Annotated in this window: 20 protein-coding genes and 1 pseudogene; 7 read left to right on the top strand and 14 right to left on the bottom strand. The window is 66.7% G+C overall.

All coding sequences use genetic code 11. The features are described 5' to 3' along the window. Positions 1 to 94 precede the first annotated feature (94 nt). Together O1Q03_RS18275 and pdxR are read right to left on the bottom strand one after the other, a co-directional pair. A complete protein-coding gene (locus tag O1Q03_RS18275) occupies positions 95 to 595 on the bottom strand; it encodes an Ohr family peroxiredoxin (RefSeq protein WP_269505207.1) in 501 nt (166 codons plus the stop codon). 310 nt (positions 596 to 905) lie between these two features. Beyond that, positions 906 to 2405, bottom strand: a complete 1500-nt coding sequence (gene pdxR, locus O1Q03_RS18270; protein ID WP_269505205.1) for a MocR-like pyridoxine biosynthesis transcription factor PdxR — start codon at positions 2403 to 2405, stop codon at positions 906 to 908. A 206-nt stretch (positions 2406 to 2611) separates the two neighbouring features. Here pdxR and O1Q03_RS18265 point away from each other — a divergent pair, with 206 nt between their 5' ends. Both O1Q03_RS18265 and O1Q03_RS18260 read left to right on the top strand, forming a co-directional pair. Next, positions 2612 to 3355 (top strand): SDR family oxidoreductase, encoded by a 744-nt coding sequence (locus tag O1Q03_RS18265; RefSeq protein ID WP_269505204.1) that lies wholly within the window; start codon positions 2612 to 2614, stop codon positions 3353 to 3355. An 82-nt stretch (positions 3356 to 3437) separates the two neighbouring features. Beyond that, a complete protein-coding gene (locus O1Q03_RS18260; protein ID WP_269505263.1) occupies positions 3438 to 4475 on the top strand; it encodes a LysR family transcriptional regulator in 1038 nt (345 codons plus the stop codon). A 49-nt stretch (positions 4476 to 4524) separates the two neighbouring features. On the opposite strand, the pseudogene O1Q03_RS18255 reads toward O1Q03_RS18260, so the two are convergent. Together O1Q03_RS18255 and O1Q03_RS18250 are read right to left on the bottom strand one after the other, a co-directional pair. Beyond that, a pseudogene (locus O1Q03_RS18255) lies at positions 4525 to 4680 on the bottom strand (helix-turn-helix domain-containing protein); the annotation flags it as partial. Positions 4681 to 4985: 305 nt separating this feature from the next. Next, entirely contained in the window at positions 4986 to 5474 is a 489-nt protein-coding gene (locus O1Q03_RS18250; RefSeq protein ID WP_269505203.1) for an aminoacyl-tRNA deacylase, read from the bottom strand. A gap of 469 nt (positions 5475 to 5943) precedes the next feature. Here O1Q03_RS18250 and O1Q03_RS18245 point away from each other — a divergent pair, with 469 nt between their 5' ends. Beyond that, the gene (locus O1Q03_RS18245; RefSeq protein WP_269505202.1) at positions 5944 to 6231 is read left to right on the top strand and encodes a YciI-like protein; all 288 of its coding nucleotides are present in this window, start codon (positions 5944 to 5946) and stop codon (positions 6229 to 6231) included. Between the two features lie 33 nt (positions 6232 to 6264). Here O1Q03_RS18245 and corA read toward each other — a convergent pair whose 3' ends face one another. Further along, the gene (gene corA / locus O1Q03_RS18240) at positions 6265 to 7242 is read right to left on the bottom strand and encodes a magnesium/cobalt transporter CorA (protein WP_269505201.1); all 978 of its coding nucleotides are present in this window, start codon (positions 7240 to 7242) and stop codon (positions 6265 to 6267) included. A gap of 168 nt (positions 7243 to 7410) precedes the next feature. Here corA and cydX point away from each other — a divergent pair, with 168 nt between their 5' ends. After that, the gene (gene cydX, locus O1Q03_RS18235; RefSeq protein ID WP_269505200.1) at positions 7411 to 7557 is read left to right on the top strand and encodes a cytochrome bd-I oxidase subunit CydX; all 147 of its coding nucleotides are present in this window, start codon (positions 7411 to 7413) and stop codon (positions 7555 to 7557) included. Next, positions 7554 to 8180, top strand: coding sequence for an AAA family ATPase (locus O1Q03_RS18230; RefSeq protein WP_269505199.1), 627 nt, complete (start codon positions 7554 to 7556; stop codon positions 8178 to 8180). Before cydX ends, O1Q03_RS18230 begins: the two co-directional genes overlap by 4 nt. A gap of 103 nt (positions 8181 to 8283) precedes the next feature. On the opposite strand, the gene O1Q03_RS18225 is transcribed toward O1Q03_RS18230, so the two are convergent. Next, a complete protein-coding gene (locus tag O1Q03_RS18225) occupies positions 8284 to 9384 on the bottom strand; it encodes a saccharopine dehydrogenase family protein (protein WP_006755042.1) in 1101 nt (366 codons plus the stop codon). Positions 9385 to 9825: 441 nt separating this feature from the next. Beyond that, positions 9826 to 10290, bottom strand: coding sequence for an Lrp/AsnC family transcriptional regulator (locus O1Q03_RS18220; protein ID WP_006755043.1), 465 nt, complete (start codon positions 10288 to 10290; stop codon positions 9826 to 9828). A gap of 346 nt (positions 10291 to 10636) precedes the next feature. On the opposite strand from O1Q03_RS18220, the gene O1Q03_RS18215 reads away from it, so the two are divergent. Beyond that, positions 10637 to 11188 carry a Spy/CpxP family protein refolding chaperone gene (locus O1Q03_RS18215; RefSeq protein ID WP_269505192.1) on the top strand — a complete coding sequence of 184 codons (552 nt, stop codon included), beginning with the start codon at positions 10637 to 10639 and terminating at the stop codon, positions 11186 to 11188. A 128-nt stretch (positions 11189 to 11316) separates the two neighbouring features. Beyond that, positions 11317 to 11748, top strand: a complete 432-nt coding sequence (locus O1Q03_RS18210; protein WP_269505188.1) for a PGDYG domain-containing protein — start codon at positions 11317 to 11319, stop codon at positions 11746 to 11748. A 39-nt stretch (positions 11749 to 11787) separates the two neighbouring features. Here the strand turns inward: O1Q03_RS18210 and O1Q03_RS18205 are convergent, their stop codons facing one another. The 7 genes from O1Q03_RS18205 to O1Q03_RS18175 all read right to left on the bottom strand — a co-directional run bounded on the left by O1Q03_RS18205 (position 11788) and on the right by O1Q03_RS18175 (position 18605). Next, on the bottom strand, positions 11788 to 12150 hold the full coding sequence (locus O1Q03_RS18205; protein ID WP_269505187.1) for a DUF3022 domain-containing protein: 363 nt from the start codon (positions 12148 to 12150) through the stop codon (positions 11788 to 11790). Positions 12151 to 12163: 13 nt separating this feature from the next. Continuing rightward, positions 12164 to 12955 carry a YhfC family intramembrane metalloprotease gene (locus O1Q03_RS18200; RefSeq protein ID WP_269505185.1) on the bottom strand — a complete coding sequence of 264 codons (792 nt, stop codon included), beginning with the start codon at positions 12953 to 12955 and terminating at the stop codon, positions 12164 to 12166. Positions 12956 to 13009: 54 nt separating this feature from the next. After that, positions 13010 to 14053 (bottom strand): LacI family DNA-binding transcriptional regulator, encoded by a 1044-nt coding sequence (locus O1Q03_RS18195; protein ID WP_269505184.1) that lies wholly within the window; start codon positions 14051 to 14053, stop codon positions 13010 to 13012. 351 nt (positions 14054 to 14404) lie between these two features. Beyond that, positions 14405 to 15370, bottom strand: a complete 966-nt coding sequence (locus tag O1Q03_RS18190; RefSeq protein WP_269505183.1) for a 2-hydroxyacid dehydrogenase — start codon at positions 15368 to 15370, stop codon at positions 14405 to 14407. A gap of 4 nt (positions 15371 to 15374) precedes the next feature. Continuing rightward, positions 15375 to 16655, bottom strand: coding sequence for an MFS transporter (locus O1Q03_RS18185; RefSeq protein WP_269505182.1), 1281 nt, complete (start codon positions 16653 to 16655; stop codon positions 15375 to 15377). A gap of 164 nt (positions 16656 to 16819) precedes the next feature. Next, positions 16820 to 17812 (bottom strand): sugar kinase, encoded by a 993-nt coding sequence (locus tag O1Q03_RS18180; protein ID WP_269505180.1) that lies wholly within the window; start codon positions 17810 to 17812, stop codon positions 16820 to 16822. A 28-nt stretch (positions 17813 to 17840) separates the two neighbouring features. Continuing rightward, positions 17841 to 18605, bottom strand: coding sequence for a sugar phosphate isomerase/epimerase (locus tag O1Q03_RS18175; RefSeq protein WP_269505179.1), 765 nt, complete (start codon positions 18603 to 18605; stop codon positions 17841 to 17843). Positions 18606 to 18686 lie beyond the last annotated feature (81 nt).

The raw sequence follows: 18686 nt of genomic DNA, 5'->3' as shown, positions 1-18686 counted from the left end.
ATCGCGGGTCCCGTGGGCCAGTAGTACCGGGTGCGTGTGCACTCTGTTGTTGCTTCGGCACCAATCGTTCGCCACGCATGCCGGCGAGATTCGGTCACGCCGACACGGCGAGGACACTGCAGATTCCCTGCCGCGCCGTTTTCGTATAGGGGCACAGGCGCTCTGTGTCGCGGACAAGGCGTTCCGCGACCTGCCGGTCGATACCCGGCATGCGGACGGTGACATTGGCGATCAGCGCATATCCGCCATCCATCGGATCACGACCGAACGTGACTTCGGCGGCCACGGTGGCGTCGCGAATATTGATCCGCTCGCGTTGCGCGAGCAGGTTCAGCGCACCGTGAAAGCACGCGGCGAAGGCCGCCGCGAACAATTGCTCGGGGTTGGTCCCATTGCCGGCTCCGCCCAACTCGATGGGCAGGCGCAGAGCGACGGCGAGGTTCCCGTCGTCCGAGCGCACGACGCCGGATGCGCGGCCGTGTCCCGTTTCGCCACCGGACACGGTGACGCTCGTCGTATAGAGCGGCTGGAAATCCCGACCGCGATACCTGTCGAGGAGGGAGAGCGGAGGGGCCTGCAGCGTGTCGTCATTCATGATGCGTGTTCGAGTTCGGCGACGCTTCGAATTCCCGGTCGTTCATTTGTCGAAGCGTGTTGCAAAGGGGGGCTGCAGGCCCGGGCAGATGGCGTCTTCGCGAACAGGTGGAGCGAACGATCGTATGCGCAGCGCGGCGATCTTCCGGTGCAGCCCGAGTCCAGGTTCGTCCATGGAGAAGGGCGGCCCCATGCTAGCGGAGCGCACCGCGCGACGGTATGGCCGTCGCGGGCGATTCAATGTTTCCCGTCGGACACCAATCGGGGCCGTGACGCAGGACTGTGACACCCCACCGGCTGAGGCCCGCGCGTCAGCGGTCGACGCAGGCGCGCAGCGTTGTCGCGTGACGCTGCGCTTCGTCCGCGTCGACGATGTTCGCGAACCCGATGACGAGGCCGCGCGGCGTGAGCTGCGTGTGGCTGTTCGCATACCAGATCGACAGCGGCACGACCGCGAGCCCGGCGTCGCGCGCGCGTGCGGCGACGGCGACGTCGTCGACCGGCCCATCGGGCCCGTCGGTGAATCGCACCGCGAACTGGATTCCGCCCACCGGCAATTCGACGATCAGCCGCTCGCCGAACGCCTGACGCAATGCATGCACGATCAACATGCGGCGCTCGCCGTACAGCGCGCGCATGCGCTTCAGATGGCGGGCAAAGTGCCCCTGTTCGATGAAATCGGCCAGCGCCGCCTGCAGCAGCGGCGGCGACCCGGCATTCATGCTGCACGCCACGCGTTCGACGCGCTCCACGGCGCGCTCCGGCACGACCGCGTAGGCGAGCCGCAAACCGGGGTACATCGCCTTGCTGAAGGTACTGCAATAGATCACGCGATCGCGCCGGTCGAGACTCTTCAAAGCGGGCAGCGGGCGGCCGAGATAGCGAAACTCGCTGTCGTAGTCGTCCTCGACGATCCACCCCGACACTTTTTCGGCCCAGTCGAGCAGTGCGATGCGGCGGGACAGCGACAGCGTATGCCCGAGCGGGCTCTGATACGACGGCGTCACCACCGCGAAACGTGCCTGCGCGTCCAGCTGCATGCCGCGTTCGACGTCGATCCCGTCGGCGTCCACCGGCACGGGGACGAGTTGTACGCCGGTCTCGGACAGGAACCCGCGTGCGAGCAGATAGCCGGGATCCTCGAACCACACGCGCTCGTCCGCCCGTGCGAGGCTGCGCAATATGAGTTCCAGCGTGGCGCGGTAGCCACCGGTGACGAACACCTGTTCCGGCACGCAGGTGACGCCGCGCGACAGCGTCAGATAGGTGGCGATGCGTTCGCGCAGCGGCCGGTAACCGGCCGGATCCGGGTAGCCGAGCAGTGCGCGTTCGCTGCTGCGCGCGCGCTGCGACACGAGCCGGTGCCAGACCTTGCGCGGAAATGCGTCGAGCGCCGGGAGCCCCGGTTGCAGCGGGCGCGGCTCGCCGCTCAGCGCGACGGCGATCGGCTGCGCTCGGCGTGGCGGCGGCGTGTCGTTCGATCCGACCGACGCACGTTGCGGGTCGGCGTGTTCGGCGGGGGCGGGCGGCGGCTGCGTCAGCGAGATCGGCAGCGACGGCGAGACGAACGTGCCTGCCGCGCCGCGCATTTGCAGATAGCCCTCGTCGACCAGGATCGTGTAGGCCAGTTCAACCGTGCCGCGCGCCGTATTCAGTTGCGTCGCCAGGCCGCGCAGCGCGGGCACGCGATCGCCGGGGCGCAGATGACCGGCGGCGATCGCAGCCTTGAACCGCTCGCAGATCTGCAGATAGACGGGCAACTGGTGTTGCCGGTCGATTTCGATGGACAGCGGCGGCGTCGGCGCAGACATCACGGGCTCTCGGATAGCGCGAACCGGACAGGAACAGATGCGATATGGACCAGTCCGATCGACGATTCTTGGCACTTATGGATAGGACATGATTCTTCCACAATTGCGGCACGTCATGCGACGGTCATGACCGCCTTTCAGGGGGTCCGATGCCGTCGCGTATCCCTTCGCAGTCCAATGCAGTCCATTCGTCAGGAGATTTTGCGATGAAGATCGTCGTCATCGGTGGTTCGGGCCTGATCGGCTCGCGTGTCGTCGCGCTGCTCGGCGAAGCCGGCCACCATGCGCTGGCTGCCTCGCCGCGCACCGGCGTCAATACCATCACGGGCGAAGGCCTGGCTGACGCATTGACGGGCGCGGACGTCGTCGTGGACGTGGCGAATGCGCCGTCATGGGAACCGCAGGCGGTGCTGGACTTCTTCCGCACGTCGGCACGCAATCTCGGCAAGGCGGAAGTGGCCGCCGGCGTGCGCCACCATGTCGCGTTGTCGATCGTCGGCTGCGACCGCATGCCGGCGAACGGCTATTTCGCGGCGAAGGTCGCGCAGGAACAGGCGATCGAAGCGGCGGGCGTTCCGTACACCATCGTTCGCGCGACGCAATTCATGGAATTCATCGGCGGCATCGCGGATGCCGGCACGGTAGACGGCACGGTCCGCATCGGCGACGGCCTGTTTCAGCCGATCGCTGCGGAAGACGTGTCGGCGCTCGTCGCGCAGATCGCGCTTACCGGGCCGCGGAACGGCACGGTCGAAATCGCGGGCCCGGATCGCGCGCCGTTCGCGGAGATCGTCGCGCGGTATCTGAAATCGGTCGGCGATACGCGTACGGTCGTGACCGATCGCGACGCCCGTTACTACGGCGGCCGCGTCGAGGAAGAATCGCTGGTGCCGCTCGGGAGTGCGCGACTCGGCCGCATCGGTCTCGACCCGTGGCTTGCAAGAAGCTGATTCGCGTTCGTCTGTGCAGCGGTTCGCCGGCGCACGCCGGCAACCGGCAATCGGAGTGAGCGACATGTCTGAGGAAGCGGAATTGAATCATTTGGAACCTTCGGAGCACGGCGTTTGTCGCGACCTGACCGGTCGCGCCGATGCGCTGTCCGCGAGCTTCGGTGCGAGCTATGCGGGCATCCTTGCGTTCGTTGCAGTGGCGAGCGAGGGAAGCTTTACCAAGGCCGCCGAACGGCTCGGCGTCGGACGGCCAGCCGTGAGCCGGAATGTCCAGAAGCTTGAAGCGCAGTTGAGTACGCGGCTGTTCCAGCGGACTACGCGCATGACCGAGCTGACGAGCGAAGGCCAGCGATTCTTCGAGAACTGCCACCAGGGTGTCGCGCAGATCGTCGAGGCCATGAATGACATGCTGGAACTGCGGCAGGGGCCGCCGCGCGGCCTGATCCGTATCAGTTCGGCGGTGGGGTTTGGCCGGAAAATCGTTGCGCCGTTGCTGGAAGCGTTTGCGCGGGCGTACCCCGACATCGTCTTCGACCTGCTGCTCGACGACCGGCCGATCGACCTGGTGTCGGAACGGATCGACGTGGCGTTTCGCAATGGCCGCATCGAGGACTCCAGCATCATTGCGCGGCAACTGATTCCGATGCAGATGGCGCTTTGCGCAGCACCATCGTACGCGGCGAGGCACGGGCTCCCGAAGAGTCTGGCGGATCTCGACCGGCACGAGTGCATCAATTTCCGATTCGCGAGCGGCCGCATCTTCGAATGGGAATTCAACGTCGATGGTCGAGTACAAAAGTACTTGCCGACGTCCCGTCTCACGTTCAATGACGCGGATCTGGTGTTGCAGGCGGTTCTACGCGGAGCGGGTATCGCGCAGATGGCGGGCTATCAGATTCGCGACCACCTTGCATCGAACGAGCTCGTCGTCGCGCTGGCGAAGTATTTGCCGGAAGATCGCGGCCACTATATCTGCTATCTCAGTCGGCAACATCTGCCGACACGCATTCGTATCTTCGTCGACTTCATGACCGAGCAGATACGCGCACTTGACCTGAACTGCCTGACCCGTTTCAACCCGGATGTCGCGGAGGAATCATCGCCGGCATTAGCTGCTTGAAGGTTTCAGGAAGGAAGACGTTGAGGGCGCGCGATTGATCTGTCGAGCATCGGGAGCGGCGTCTCAGACGCGAAACCTGCCGCTCACTCAGTCCCAGCTGATCGGCCGCACGCCACGGCTTGAGCCTGCCGTCCGCCACGTCCTGAATGACCTTGAACCTGTCCAGCTCGCGCATCGTCATCGTGATCCGCTCCGTTGCAGCCATCGCAGCCTCCGGCGCCGGACAACCGGCAGCCGGACAGCTTACGCGGCCCGAAAGCGGACATTTCTATCTAGCCAAAAGCGGACATTTCTATCTAGCCACTACAACTAGTTACGTTGATAATGATGATTATGTCAAGTCACGATTTTGCAGGAAAACACCACTGCACTGACCACTGACTTCACGGCCAGCGCATTGGCGGACCGCGGCCAGTCCGCCGCCCCTCGAAATCAGCGACGCGCGGATGCCCGGGCGTCCGACCCACCGGACGCCATCTCCGCGCATCGCAAAGCGCCGCGACAAACCGCTCAAGACACCCACATTCCCTGCATCCTGTGAGAGAAATGCGCGCGCTCGGCCGTCTCCATGAGCGACAGGAATTCCTCCTGCGTCATGTGGATCAGCGCTTCGTGGTCGCCGGCCTCGAAATACACTTCCGGCTGCTCCGCGAGATGTTCCTCGAGGAACGTCTTCATCCCGTACGCCATGCACACCGGCGGCAACGCGCCCATGTCGCAATCCTTGAACAGCTCGCGCAGTTCGATTTCCTTGGCGAGCACGAGATGGCGGCCGGTCTTGACCCAGAGGTCCGACAGCCGCACCGCGTGCGACGTCGGCAGCACGGCGGCGACGTAGCCTTCGTCGTCCTCGAGCAGCACGGTTTTCGCGAGACGATCGCCGGGGATATGCGCGGCGGCGGCCGTCTCCATGCTGGTATGGCTATACGGGTGGTACACGACTTCGTACCGCGATGACTTCTGGCGCAGGCAATCCTGCAGGGTGGCTGATACAGGCATGGCACACCTCTCTGGACGAATCGCGCGAACGAAGTTCGCACCGGATTCGTTCAGCATAGGTCGCATTCGGGCCAATGGAAACGCCCTCGCGCGACGTCCGCACGGGCCTGCTGACGAGCGGCTTCGGCCCTTTTTGGGGACGGTCCTCCGCCCTCCCCGGGATATGAAATCCGGGTCCGGGATATGCTCGTCGAACCGCCTTTCCTGAAGACGTGGTGTGTCGATGAGGGTCCTGTCGCGACAGCACGACCCAATACGATGGCGATGGAGCGCTAGACCGTTAGTTGCATTTATAGGGAAGTAGGACCGTAAATATGCGTGGCAGCGTAGCCGCACGAACGGGTTCGAAGACACCCGACGAATCCTTGCGAACCGCGCCGACAGAACCGCGCCGACAAAGACCGAGCCCTGTCCTATACTGAGCCGGCGCGGCGCCGAACCTGCGCGGCAACCGATTCCGGGAGCGACCATGCATTACCAGCTGATCTACGATCTCGTCGACGACTACCTGGCCCGGCGCGAACCGTTCCGCGCCGAGCACCTCGCACTCGCGAAGGCCGCAACCGAACGCGGCGAACTGGTGCTCGCCGGCGCGTTGCAGGATCCGGCCGACCAGGCCGTGCTCGTGTTCGAAGGCGATTCGCCGGAAGCCGCCGAATCGTTCGCGCGCGCCGATCCGTACGTGCAGAACGGCCTCGTCAAATCGTGGCGGGTGCGGCCATGGCGTGTCGTGATCGGCAAGCACGCGCCCCGCTAGCGCCGCACGGCGACACGCGCGCGACGACAGCGACTACAGCCACCCCGCCCGCTTGAACCGCCACCACAGCGCGAGATCGCCCGCGACCATCACCGCGATGCAGCCGTAGAAGCCGTACTTGAGATGCAGTTCGGGCATGTTCGCGAAGTTCATCCCGTAGATGCCGGCGATCATCGTCGGGATCGCGAACAGCGCGGCGAACGAGCCGAGCCGCTTGGTCACCTCGTTTTCGGCGAGCGAGATCATCCCGAGGTTGACCTGGATCGCGGTCACGACCATTTCGCGACGCCCTTCGATCGTCTTCACGATTCGCTGCAGATGGTCGTACACGTCGCGGAAATAATGTTCCATCCCGCTGCAGACCTGCGGTGTCCGCCCGCCGGTGAGCTTCGCGAGCGGTTCGAGCAGCGGCGCCGTGTGCTGGTACAGCATCACGAGCCGGCGCTTCAACGAATAGAGGTCCTCGATGATCGCGCGCGACGAGGACGGCGAGCTCTTCGTGAAGATGCGGTCCTCGAGCTCCTCGAGCTCGTTGCCGAGCGTCTCGAGGATCGGGAAATAGCGATCGACGACCTGATCCATCAGCGCATAGAACACGAACGCCGAGCCTTCCTTCAGCAAATGCGGCTCGCGCTCGCAGCGCTTGCGCACGTCGCGGAAGTCCTGTTCCGTATGGTTGCGCATCGACAGCACGTAGTTCGGGCCGACGAACACGTTCAGCTCGCCGACCTTGAATTCGCCGTCGTCGTCGAGCTCGACGGTATGCAGCACGGCGAACAGCGAGTCGCCGTACTCCTCGATCTTTGGCCGTTGATGCCCGTTGCGGGCATCCTCGAGCGCGAGTTCGTGCAGCCCGAACTCCTCGCCCATCAGATTGATTTCCTCGGGCGTCGGATCCTTCAGCGCCACCCACACGAAACACTCGGGTTTCGACACGTAGTCACTGATGGCGTCGATATCGATGTCGGCGAGCTTGCGGCCGTCCTGGTATGCAGCACAGTTGATCAGCATGATGTCCGTGACGTTGCGATTTGCACGTCAGTTTACCGGTTTGCCGCGCAGGCGGCCCGGCTTGCGCGTCGCGCCGATATTGGTCATGATCGGGCAGGATGCGGCACGGCAGCGCTTGGACAGGTTCACGGCACGCTCGTGCGGCCCAACCGTCAAGGAGACAGACCCATGTGGTATTTCGCGTGGATACTCGGCATCGGCGTGGCCCTCGGCTTCGGCATCATCAATGCGATGTGGCTGGAAGCGGAAGTGTTCTCGCGCGACGGCAAGTGCGCCGACACGTCGCGTGCGGGTTCGCGGAGCCGGTATTCGTGACCCATCTGGTATTCTTCTGCGGCCATGCCGGCACCGGCAAGACCACGCTTGCGAAGCGGCTGATCGGCCCGCTGATGCGCACAACCGGCGAGGCCTTCTGCCTGCTCGACAAGGACACGCTGTACGGCCGCTACAGCTCGGCCGCAATGGGCGCCCTCACGTCGGATCCGAACGACCGCGACAGCCCGCTCTACCTGAAGCACCTGCGCGACCCCGAATACCAGGGCCTGCTCGACACCGCCCGCGAAAACCTCGCGCTCGGCATCGGCGTGCTGGTGGTCGGCCCGCTGTCGCGGGAAGTACGCGACCGGCGCATCCTCGACCGCACGTGGCTCGGCATTGCGCCCGACGTCACGCTGACCGTCGTCTGGGTCCATACGTCCGAAGACGTCGCCCGCGAGCGGATCATCGCGCGCGGCAACCCGAACGACGCGTACAAGCTCGCGCACTGGGACGAATACCGGCAACGCCGCTTCGTGCCGACCGGCCACGAATGCGACGGGATCGTGATGTTCGACAACACCGCGCCGTCCGACGCCGACATCGAGTCGTTGCTGTACCGCATCGCGCCACCGGCGCCGCCCGCGCCGCAAGCGACGATCGTCCCGCCGCTGCCGGCCTGAACGGCCACCGCCCTGCTCTTCCCGCGCGCCTGAAAAAAACAACGCCGGAAGCGCTGCTGCGCTCCCGGCGTCGTCACACGGCCCTCGTGCCGTCGGTCCGTCGTCAGGCGACTTCGTGCACGCGCTCCATCGTGCCGCCTTCGTACAGCTTGCCGAAGCGGTTCGACAGGAACGCCTTCAGCGACACCTTTTCCTGCGGGATGAAACCGCTCTGCGGCAGCTTCTTTTCGCGGAACAGATCCAGCACCGCGCACATCGCGCCGGCCGTCGTGATCTGGATCGCGCTCATGTGCATCCCGCACACGTCCTTCGCGAAGATCTTGCGGGTGAACACGTCCTGCACGAGCTGGCCGTCCTTCACGCCCGTCACCGTGACGAACACGAGCACGACGTCCTGCTTCGTCGACGGCACGGCACGACGCATGATCGACTTCAGCGTGTCGCGGTCGCTCGACAGGCGCAAGTCCTCGAGCAGGAACTGCACGAGTTCGCGGTGGCCCGGATAGCGCACCGACTTGTAGTCGAGCGTCTCGACCTTGCCCGACAGCGTCTCGCACAGCGTGCCCAGGCCGCCGGACGTGTTGAACGCTTCGTATTCGGTGCCGTCCAGCGAGAAGTGCTCGAGGCCTTCGAGCGGCTGCACCCACTGCTTGCGGCCGTCACGGATCGCTTCGCACGGCTGGCAGTATTCGTTGATCAGACCGTCGACGCTCCACGTCAGGTTGTACTTCAGCGCGTTGGTCGGATATTCCGGCAGCGCGCCGACGCGCATCTTCACGTCGCGCACTTCGCTGAAGCCGTTCACGAGCTCATGTGCGGCGATACCGATGAAGCCCGGTGCGAGGCCGCACTGCGGCATGAATGCACGGTCCGAACCGTCGGCGAGTTCGCGAATCGCGTGGGTCGCGCGAACGTCTTCGGTCAGGTCGAAATAGTGAACGCCGGCAGCCTTCGCAGCCGCTGCGACGTTGACCGCGAGGTAGTACGGCAGCGCGTTGACGAGTGCATCGAAGCCCTTCACGGCTTCGCGGATCGCATTGGCGTCCGCCGAATCGACGCGTTGCGTCGCGATCCCTTCGCGCGACAGCTTCGCGAGCGCATCGGCGTCGCGGTCGAACGCGACGACTTCGTAGTCGCCCGTTTCACGCAGCATGTGAGCAATGGTGTGACCGATCAGACCTGCGCCGACGATGGCGATTTTCATGCGCTTATCTCCTGATGATGGGTTTGGTGTTTGTGTACGGCGTCGAGCCATGAACACAGTTTAGGGACGCGCAAAATCAGTTCCAAGACGAAGAATGATGCGAAACGACCGATAAATTCGACGGAATGACGACGGTTTTCGTCATAACGACCAAATCGTCTAAAAATCGCGTAAATCGCCGGCTCAAATCGAGCCGCAAAAGTCGCGTCGGCGCTCAGAAAAGAACGAACTCAAACAGGATGGAGGCGGGATACACGAATGCGCATGAGCCGCTGCTCGCGCCCGCGTCGGCAGTCGACGCAACGACGCCGGCGTGACGATGCGCGCGCCAACGCCCCGCCCTGCGGCAAGCGCAAACGGCGGGTATCAAGAGAAGCTGAAGGAGGAAAAACTGCGCAACGATCGCGCTGCGACGTCACGCGTGTCGCCGCATGCGGAGCATTACCCGCCGATCGTGCCGCGATCGATCTTGCGCGACAGAATGATCGACGTCGTCGTGCGCTCGACGCCTTCGAGCGTGCCGATCTGATCGAGCAGATCGTTGAGCCGCTCAGGCGAATCGGCGCGCAGCCACGCGACGTAGTCGTACTCGCCGCTCACCGCGCACAGCAGCTGCACCTCGGGCATCCGGTCGAGCCTGCGCAGCACGTCCTTGCCGAACTTCGGCGTGAGAATGATGCCGACATACGCGTAGATGCTCGCATCGAGCACGTCCTGTCCGAGCCTCACGCTGTATCCGGCGATCACGTTCGTACGCTCGAGCCGCGCGATGCGTGCGACGACCGTCGTGCGCGCGACGTCGAGCTGCCGCGCGAGATCGGCGACGCTTGCGCGCGCATCCGCTTGCAGCAGCGCAACGAGTTGCCGGTCGAGGTCGTCGAGTTGGTCGAGGCGAGGTGGACGCATGAGGCTGGGCCGGCGCGCAGCGCGCCGGCGAAATGGAACGTGACGCGATGATAGCGCCGAACGTCGGCGCGCCCAACCGGGATCGCGCGCCGTCACGGGTTCACGCTCGCGCACCGCCCGCGACACGCGCGCTACCTTCGCCGCATGTGCGCGCAGCCCGACGAATCGATCGGCAGCCACTCACCCCCTACGTCCCTTTCAATTTCGATTCGTATCGGATGTAAGCAAGTGTCGCTTTCGCTGCTGCGCTGCACACGGCGTGCTACTAATAGCGGCAACGCGAGATGCGCGCTCGCGGCACCAGCCGCCGCGCCCGCTCGCACGACACCACCCCGGAGAGCCAACCATGAAGAAAATCTCGCTCACCCTCGCGATGCTCGCCGTCACGGCTGGGGCATTCGCGCAAACGCAGCCGCAAACGCCCGCTCCGGCGACGGCAACGGCACCCGCTGCTTCGGCACCAAGCGCCGAGCAGCGCGCCGCACGCCATGAAGCGCGCATCGAGCAGCGCATCAAGTATCTGCACGACCAGTTGAAGATCACGTCGGCGCAGGAACCGCAGTGGAAGACGTTCGCCGACACGATGCGCGAGAACGGCGAAACGATGGGCCGCCTCTATCGCGCGCGGATCGAGAACAACAACGTGTCGGCGATCGACGACGTGAAGCAGTATGCCGAACTCGCGCAAGCGAACGCGGACGGCGCGAAGAAACTCGCCGACGCATTCGCACCGCTCTACGAGAGCTTCCCGGCCGAACAGAAGGCGCTGGCCGACACGACGTTCCGCAACTGGCTGCACCACGGCGGCGAACATCGCGGCAAGCGCAAGGCCAACGCCAAGAGCAAGGAAGGCACGGCAGCCGCCGCGCCCGCCGCAAGCGCGCCCGCCCAGAACTGATCCCCGCATTGCCGGCGCCGCGCTGCCCGTCCGGGCCGAACGGCGTCGCGCGTCCCGCGGGCAATCGGCGCGTCACACGGCGCGCCGATTTCGGGATAAGCTGCCGGCTTTTCCCGCACTTCCCCGCCATGCTCGAACTCAAGCACCTCGATCTGCGTACCGATCCGCAGGCCCGTCGCGTCGTCAAGGACGAAACCGTCGCGGTCGCCTTCGCGGATGCCGACGGCGAACTGATGAGCCTCGAAGGCCCGAACCGCTACGTCGCGGGCGACGCGCTGATCACCGGCTCGACCGGCGACCGCTGGGTCGTGTCGCGCGCGCGCTTCGACGCCAAGTACCTGCCCGCCGACGCCGCGCTCGCGCACGGCGCGCCGGGCGCGTACCGGAACCGGCCGGCCGTCGTGCTCGCCCGCCGGATGGACGAGCCGTTCACGATCGCGCGCTCGGAAAACGGCGACACGCTGCGCGGCGTCGCCGGCGACTGGGTGATGCAATATGCGCCCGGCGACTACGGCGTCGTGCAGGCGCAGCGCTTCGCGCAGGTGTACCGCGACGCGTAACCGGCCGCGCCGGCATCGCGCCGGCTCTTACGCCTACGCCTACGCGAAGTCCTCGTCGAGTTCGAGTTCCGCGTCGCGCTCGACGGCCTGGCCGGCCGCGTGCCGTTCCTCGAGCGAACCCAGCATCGCTTCCGTATACGCATGCAGCACCGCGTGGCTGCGTGCGCGCTGCATCGGCCGGAGCGCCAGATAGCGCGCGAGCGCGGCCGGCGCGATGCGGATGTCGAGCGTCATGCGCTTCGGCGTCGCGCCGAAACGCATCGCGAGCCAGTGCACGGACAGGAACCGCCCGCGCGCGTCGCTGCTTTCGGCGAACCGCGTCTGCTCCGGAAAGAGATCGCAGATCACGCGCGCGAGCGCATCGAATTCGGCGCTCTGGCATTCGATCAGATAGTCGTCCATTCCCGTTCTCCCGTCAGGCCGCCGCCGCACGTTGCGGCCGGCACGTCTTCACCAGCGCGACGACCAGGATCGCAGTGAGCACGAAATACACGGCTTCGAGCCATCCGGCCGGCAGCACCCGGACCTGGTAAAGCAGCGTCGGCGCGATCGCGAGCGCGTGCAGCACGATCGCGAGCGGCAGTACGCCTGCGCGGCCGGCGCGCACGCCGCGCCACACCAGCACCGACAGCGCGAGCTGCACCACGAAGCCCGCGCAGCGTTCGAGCAGCAATAACAGGATCGACGGCGCCGACAGCGTCGCCAGCATCACGTGGAGGCGCACGACGGTATCGCCCGGCAGGTCCGCGAGCTGCGTTTCGAGCTGGCCGCGGCTCGCGAGCCACGCGAGATACGACCACTGGCCCCACACCAGCACGCCGACGAACCACGCTTCGGCACCCGCATGGCCGATCCCGTAGCCGATGCCGCGACCGTCGCCGGCCGACGCGCCATGGCGGCGGTTCAGGAAACGCATCCCCAGATAGCGGCCGACTTCCTCGAATACGGCGGTCGCGAGCGCGCTGTACGCGACGAACGCGAGCGGCTGCGTGAGCCACCCGCCTGCCGGCGTCTGGCTCAGCACGAGACCGTGGAACGCGCGTTCGACGATCATCGCGAACAGCGTGAAGACGGCGACGCCGACGATCGTGTCGCGGCGGTCGAGCGCAAGCGGCTTGCGCAACATACGGAAGAGAACGAACGGCAGCAGCGCGATGATCAGCGTGGCGGCGATCAGCACCGCCAGCGTGACGGGGGCGACAGTCATGTATTTCCTTGTTCAGGGCAGCGCACCTGGCGCGCTGCGTGCCCCGAATGATACTCAGCTTGCCGTCGACGCGCGCGCAATCAGCTCGCCCGGCAGCATCGCGACGCGCACGTCGCCGGCCGCGCCGTCGATGCGTTCGTGCACGAATTCGACGGCCTTGTAGCCGATTTCGTAGGTCGGCTGGCGGATCGTCGTGATGCCGATCAGCTCGGCCCACTCGGGATCGTCGATCGACAGCAGCGCGGCCTTTGCCTGCCACGCGGCACCGAAACGCGCGCGCAGATGGCGCGCGATCGCGAGCGCGACCGGCGCGTTCGCGGCGAACAGCGCCGCGCGCACGCCGCGTTGCGTCGCCGCGTCGATGCGCGCATCGAGCTCGGCGAGCGCCGCCGCGGCCGCATCGGGTTCGTTCAGGTCGAGCACGACCGTCGGCGGCACCGGCAGCCCGCGCGCATCGAGCGCCGCGCGGAACGCGGCCTCGCGCACGCGCCGCGAGCTGACATGCTCGAACGGCTGCACGACGAAATGAATCGCGTCGAAGCCGCGCTCGATCAGGTGCGCGAGCGCCGTCTCGATCGCATCGGCGTTGTCCAGGCCGATCAGGTCGGCCTCGAAGCCCTCGACGGTCCGGTCGACGAGCACGGCTGGAATGCCGCCGCCGCGCAGCGGGCGCAGCACGTCCTCTTCGGCGCCGAGCGCGTTGACGATCAGCCCCTCGACACGATACGTCGTGAGCAGCTGCAGGAAGCGCCGCTCCATCTCGACTTCGTTCGCCGCGTGACAGATCAGCGGCATGTAGCCGAGCGCATGGCACGCGGCCTCGACGCCCTGCAGCACTTCGACGGTATAGGGGTTGGTCAGGTCGGCCGCGAGCATGCCGAGCAGCCGGTTGCGGCCGCGCTTGAGCCCGCGCGCCATCTGGTTCGGCCGGTAATTGAGCCGGGCGATCGCCGCCTCGATCCGCTGGCGCAGATCGGCGGACAGCACCTGCGTCTCGCCGTTCAGGTAGCGAGAAACGCTGGTCTTGCCCGTGCCGGCCTCGCGCGCGACGTCGCTGATCGTCGCCGGACGCTGCGTGGTAAGTTGCGAATCGGTCAAGTCGTGCCTCGCGACGTACGATCCGCGCCGCTTCATCTGCGGACGGACTTTGTTGTTGGATACGAAAGCCTCCCGGCGCGCGCTGTCGATCAGCGCCGGCGCTTCAGCGCCCATGCCGATCCGCTGCTTCGCGATCGCCCGAAGCCGGCGCATGCGCGCCCGCCCCGGTCATCTGCTGCAACGAACAGCGGCCAGCCGCACCGGATCTGGCACCGATGCCCGTCGCCGGACGCGGCACGATGGGCCGGACCGCGGATGCGACGAGCGGGCGATCATAACGCAGCCTGCCCTCCCGTACCAACACCCTCGACGCTAACGGGGCCGGCGGCCTTGCCGGCCGGCCGTCGGCGCTCAGGCGCGCGCGAGTGCGTCGGGATTGACGAGATTCGTGCACAGCGTGCCGGCCAGCGCGCCGACCAGGTTTTCGGCAGCGCAGCGCGCCATCGCATGGCGCGTCTCGTGCGTCGCCGAGCCGATATGCGGCAGCGCGACGACATTGCGCATCTGCAGCAGCGGGGAATCCGCCTCCAACGGCTCCTTCTCGAACACGTCGAGCCCCGCGCCGCGGATCGCCCCCGCGCGCAGCGCGTCGATCAGCGCGGCCTCGTCGACCACCTGCCCGCGCGATGCATTGATCAGGATCGCGCCGCGCTTCATTTTCGCGAATTCGGCCGCGCCGATCATATGATGCGTCTGCGGCGACAGCGGCACCTGCAGGCACACGAAATCCGCCTGTGCGAGCAGTTCGTCGAGCGTCACGCGACGCGCGCCGTACTGCGTCTCGGCTTCCGCGTTCGCGGACCGGTTCGCGTACAGCACCTGCATCCGGAAGCCGAGCGCCGCGCGCCGCGCGACCGCGCCGCCGATCCGGCCGAGCCCGACGATGCCGAGCGTCTTGCCTTGCACGTCGGTGCCGTACAGGTCCGGGCCGATGCTGCGATGCCAGTGGCCGGCCTTCACCCACTCCGCCAGTTCGACCACGCGCCGCGCGGACGCGAGGATCAGCGAGAACACGGTGTCGGCGGTCGATTCGGTCAGCACGTCGGGCGTATGCGCGAGCACGATGCCGCGCCGCGTCAGATCGGCGACGTCGAAGTTGTCGTAGCCGACCGAGATCGTCGACCAGGCCTTCAGCCGCGGCGCGCGATCGAGCATCTGCGGCGTGACCTTCAGGCTCGCGCCGATCGCGCCGTCGGCGTCGCCGAGCGCATCGGCGAGCGCGTCGGCGCCGTCGGCCTGCACGACCTCCGCATGCTCGCGCAAGTACGCGAGAACGTCATCGGGCAGCGGCTTGTACGCGACGATACGAGGCTTCATCGTTTCATTTTCCTTGCAGCGGCGCCGCGAGCGACGGCTCGTCGCGCGCCTGGGGTTTGACGGACAGCGTGAGGATCACCGCGGCGACGAGCGCGACGCTCATGAACGCATACGATGCGACGGGCGAGCCGGTCGCGCCGTTCAGGTAGCCGACGAAGTACGAGCCGACGAACGAGCCGAGCGCGCCCATGCTGTTGATCAGCGCCATCGCGCCGCCGGCGACGTTCTTCGGCAGCAGTTCCGGCACGATCGCGAAGAACGGCCCGTACGGCGCATACATCGCGGCGCCCGCAACGACGAGCAGCGCATACGAGATCCAGAAATGCGAGGAGCCAAGCGCATACGACGCGGCGAACGCGGCCGCGCCGACCAGCAGGAACGGCCATACGAAGCCGCGGCGCGAGCCGACCTTGTCCGACGCCCACGACGCGACGAGCATCGCGATCGTCGCCGCGAGATACGGCAGCGCCGACAGCCAGCCGGTCGCCACCATTCCGAGCGCGGAGCCGTTCTTGACGATCGACGGCAGCCACAGCACGAAGCCGTACACGCCGATGCTCCAGCAGAAGTACTGTGCGCAGAGCTTGATCACGGCCGGCGAGCGGAACGCCTCGCCGTAGTTGCGCATCGGCTTGATCGCCGCCTGTTCGGCCGCCAGCGCCGCGTCGAGGTCGCGCTTTTCCTGGGCGGTGAGCCATGGCGATTCGGCCGGCTTGTCCTGCACGAGGAACCACCAGCACACGGCCCAGATCACGGCCGGCACGCCTTCGGCAATGAACATGTGGCGCCAGCCGAATTCGTGCACGAGGTAACCGGACACGACCGACATCCACAACACCGTCACGGGGTTGCCGAGGATCAGGAACGTGTTCGCGCGCGACCGCTCGTTCTTCGTGAACCAGTTGCTGATGTAGATCAGCATCGCGGGCATCACGGCCGCTTCGACGACGCCGAGCACGAACCGGATCGCCATCAGCGACGGGATGTTGCTGACGACGCCCGTCAGCGCCGCGCAGCCGCCCCACAGCACGAGGCTGACGAACACGAGCTTCTTGACGCTGCGGCGCTCCGCGTAGATCGCGCCCGGGATCTGGAAGAAGAAATAGCCGAGAAAGAACAGCGCGCCGATCAGCGACGACAGGCCCTTGCTGATCCCGAGGTCCTGGTTGATGCCGGCCGCCGCCGCGAACCCGTAGTTCGCGCGGTCGAGGTAGGCGAGGCTGTAGGTGATGAAGACGATCGGCATGATCGTCCACCAGCGTCGGGCTGCGAGATTGGCTGCCATCTGAGTGTCTCCTTGGGTGATCGGAGTGGGCGGGTCAAACGCCCGACTCCGCTCCCGTCCTTTGGGAATCGACCGGCGTCGGCGCATCGGCGCCGGATCCGGCCTCATGCAAAACCGTGCAAGAAGCACGGAATGGATCCGCGGATTGTGCCGTGTCCGGCCTCTCATTGCGCGGTGACGGTTTCCTCTAAGCGATCGGCGCGATGGCCGACGTTTTCGAGCCGGTCGAGTGCCGCACGCGTCGGCAGGCCTTCGGAATCGCCGATCACCTGGATCGCCAGCGCCCCGATGCGGTTGCCGCGCGCGACGGCCTGCTCGACGGAGCGGCCTTCCAGCAGCGCGCTGACCACGCCGACCGCGAAACCGTCGCCGGCGCCGACCGTGTCGACCACGTTCGCGACACGCTCGCCGCTTACCGTGCCCTCGCGGCCGTCGGCCGTGCGGAAGTACGCGCCTTCGGCGCCCAGCTTGATCACCACGCCGCGCGCGCCCTGCGCGAGATAGAAGCCCGCGATGTCGGCCGGCGTGTCGTGGCCGGTGAGTTGCCGCCCTTCGGCCAGGCCCGGCAGCACCCAGTCGGCGAGCGCCGCCAGCGCGTTCAGCGTCTTCGCCATCACGTCGGCGGACGGCCACAGCGTCGGGCGCAGGTTGGGGTCGAACGAAATCGTCTTGCCGGCCGCGCGCATCTCGCGTGCGAGACGGAACGCGAGCTCGCACGACGTCGCGGAGATCGCCGGCGCGACACCCGTCAGGTGCAGGTGGCGCGCGCCGAGCACGTAGTCGGCCACGTAGTCGTCGCACGACAGGTAGCTCGCGGCCGAGCCCTTGCGGAAGTATTCGACGGTCGGGTCGCTGCCGTCGTCGTTGCGCGACTTCAGCTGGAAGCCGGTCGGATAGCGCGGATCGACGGTCACGCACGACGCGTCGATCCCTTCGCGCGCCAGCGTGTCGAGCACGTAGCCGCCGAACGAATCGCGGCCGACCCGGCTCATCCAGCCGACCCGGAAGCCGAGCCGCGACAGGCCGATCGCGACGTTCAGGTCCGCGCCCGCGATCCGTTTCGTGAACTGCCCGGCGTGCGCGAGGTGGCCCGGCTCGGTCGCGACGAACATCGCCATCGCTTCGCCGTAGGTCACGACATCGAGTGCTGCTTTCATGAGTGAATTCCTCCGTATCCTGCCGAGCTCACGCGGCGGCGAGCCACGCGACGCGCCGGCCGGCATCGCCCGCCAGGTCGGCCGCATCGAACGGGAACTCGATGCCGCGCGGCGCCGCTTGGGGCAAGGCCGCGAGCACGCCCGTGACGAGCGGATCGCCGGGCGCCGGCGCCACCGCGAAACGGCGTGCGCCCTCGCCTTCGACGGCCTTGCAATGAATGTATTCGACGTGCGGCGCGAGCGCTTGTGCACATGCGAGCGGCGCTTCGCCCGGCCACTGCCAGTTGCCGATATCGAACGTCATGCCGACCGCGTCGGGGATGCCCGCGTCGCGCAACGCGGCGAACAGCCCGCGGAACTGCGCGAGCGCGCCGCCGACCGGCAGCTGGCCGTTCTCGACCACGACGCGAGCTCGTGCGCCGCGCGACAGCGCGACGATGTCGGCCGCATGCGCGTCGCCGGCGAAGCCGCCGAGCTGGAATTTGACGAAGCGCGCACCCAGTGCGTCGGCTTCCACGAGCGTGTCGCGCAACGCGTCGGCATCGAGCGCGCCCGTTTCCGTATAGAGCGTAGCCGGCGTCGAATAGACCGACCACAGCCCGTGCGCGGCGAGTTCCGCGCCGAGTGCGGCCAGCGCGCCGGGCGTCGCGTCGTCGTCCGACGCGAGCAACTCGCGCCGCACTTCGAAACCGGTCGCGCCGGACGCCGCCGCCGTCTCGATGAATGCACGGTGGCCCTGCTGGCGCACGCGGTCCATCCCGAATGCGCTCGCCACGATCACGATGTCTGCCATGTCTCGCCCTTTTTTACCGGAATGGAACCGGTTCCATTTGCTTGAGACGGATGGTGCGCTTCGCGTTCCCGGCGCGCCATA

This window comes from Burkholderia sp. IMCC1007 (assembly GCF_027257875.1).
Taxonomy (GTDB): Bacteria; Pseudomonadota; Gammaproteobacteria; order Burkholderiales; family Burkholderiaceae; genus Burkholderia.
The sequence above is the reverse complement of the archived record's forward strand: the minus strand, read 5'-3'. Positions and strand labels throughout refer to the sequence as shown.

Coding starts and splice junctions, on each gene's coding strand:
- O1Q03_RS18275 (WP_269505207.1), bottom strand. CDS start 595: ATGAATGACGACACGCTGCAGGCCCCTCCGCTCTCCCTCCTCGACAGG.
- pdxR (WP_269505205.1), bottom strand. CDS start 2,405: ATGTCTGCGCCGACGCCGCCGCTGTCCATCGAAATCGACCGGCAACAC.
- O1Q03_RS18265 (WP_269505204.1), top strand. CDS start 2,612: ATGAAGATCGTCGTCATCGGTGGTTCGGGCCTGATCGGCTCGCGTGTC.
- O1Q03_RS18250 (WP_269505203.1), bottom strand. CDS start 5,474: ATGCCTGTATCAGCCACCCTGCAGGATTGCCTGCGCCAGAAGTCATCG.
- O1Q03_RS18245 (WP_269505202.1), top strand. CDS start 5,944: ATGCATTACCAGCTGATCTACGATCTCGTCGACGACTACCTGGCCCGG.
- corA (WP_269505201.1), bottom strand. CDS start 7,242: ATGCTGATCAACTGTGCTGCATACCAGGACGGCCGCAAGCTCGCCGAC.
- cydX (WP_269505200.1), top strand. CDS start 7,411: ATGTGGTATTTCGCGTGGATACTCGGCATCGGCGTGGCCCTCGGCTTC.
- O1Q03_RS18225 (WP_006755042.1), bottom strand. CDS start 9,384: ATGAAAATCGCCATCGTCGGCGCAGGTCTGATCGGTCACACCATTGCT.
- O1Q03_RS18220 (WP_006755043.1), bottom strand. CDS start 10,290: ATGCGTCCACCTCGCCTCGACCAACTCGACGACCTCGACCGGCAACTC.
- O1Q03_RS18215 (WP_269505192.1), top strand. CDS start 10,637: ATGAAGAAAATCTCGCTCACCCTCGCGATGCTCGCCGTCACGGCTGGG.
- O1Q03_RS18210 (WP_269505188.1), top strand. CDS start 11,317: ATGCTCGAACTCAAGCACCTCGATCTGCGTACCGATCCGCAGGCCCGT.
- O1Q03_RS18205 (WP_269505187.1), bottom strand. CDS start 12,150: ATGGACGACTATCTGATCGAATGCCAGAGCGCCGAATTCGATGCGCTC.
- O1Q03_RS18200 (WP_269505185.1), bottom strand. CDS start 12,955: ATGACTGTCGCCCCCGTCACGCTGGCGGTGCTGATCGCCGCCACGCTG.
- O1Q03_RS18190 (WP_269505183.1), bottom strand. CDS start 15,370: ATGAAGCCTCGTATCGTCGCGTACAAGCCGCTGCCCGATGACGTTCTC.
- O1Q03_RS18185 (WP_269505182.1), bottom strand. CDS start 16,655: ATGGCAGCCAATCTCGCAGCCCGACGCTGGTGGACGATCATGCCGATC.
- O1Q03_RS18180 (WP_269505180.1), bottom strand. CDS start 17,812: ATGAAAGCAGCACTCGATGTCGTGACCTACGGCGAAGCGATGGCGATG.
- O1Q03_RS18175 (WP_269505179.1), bottom strand. CDS start 18,605: ATGGCAGACATCGTGATCGTGGCGAGCGCATTCGGGATGGACCGCGTG.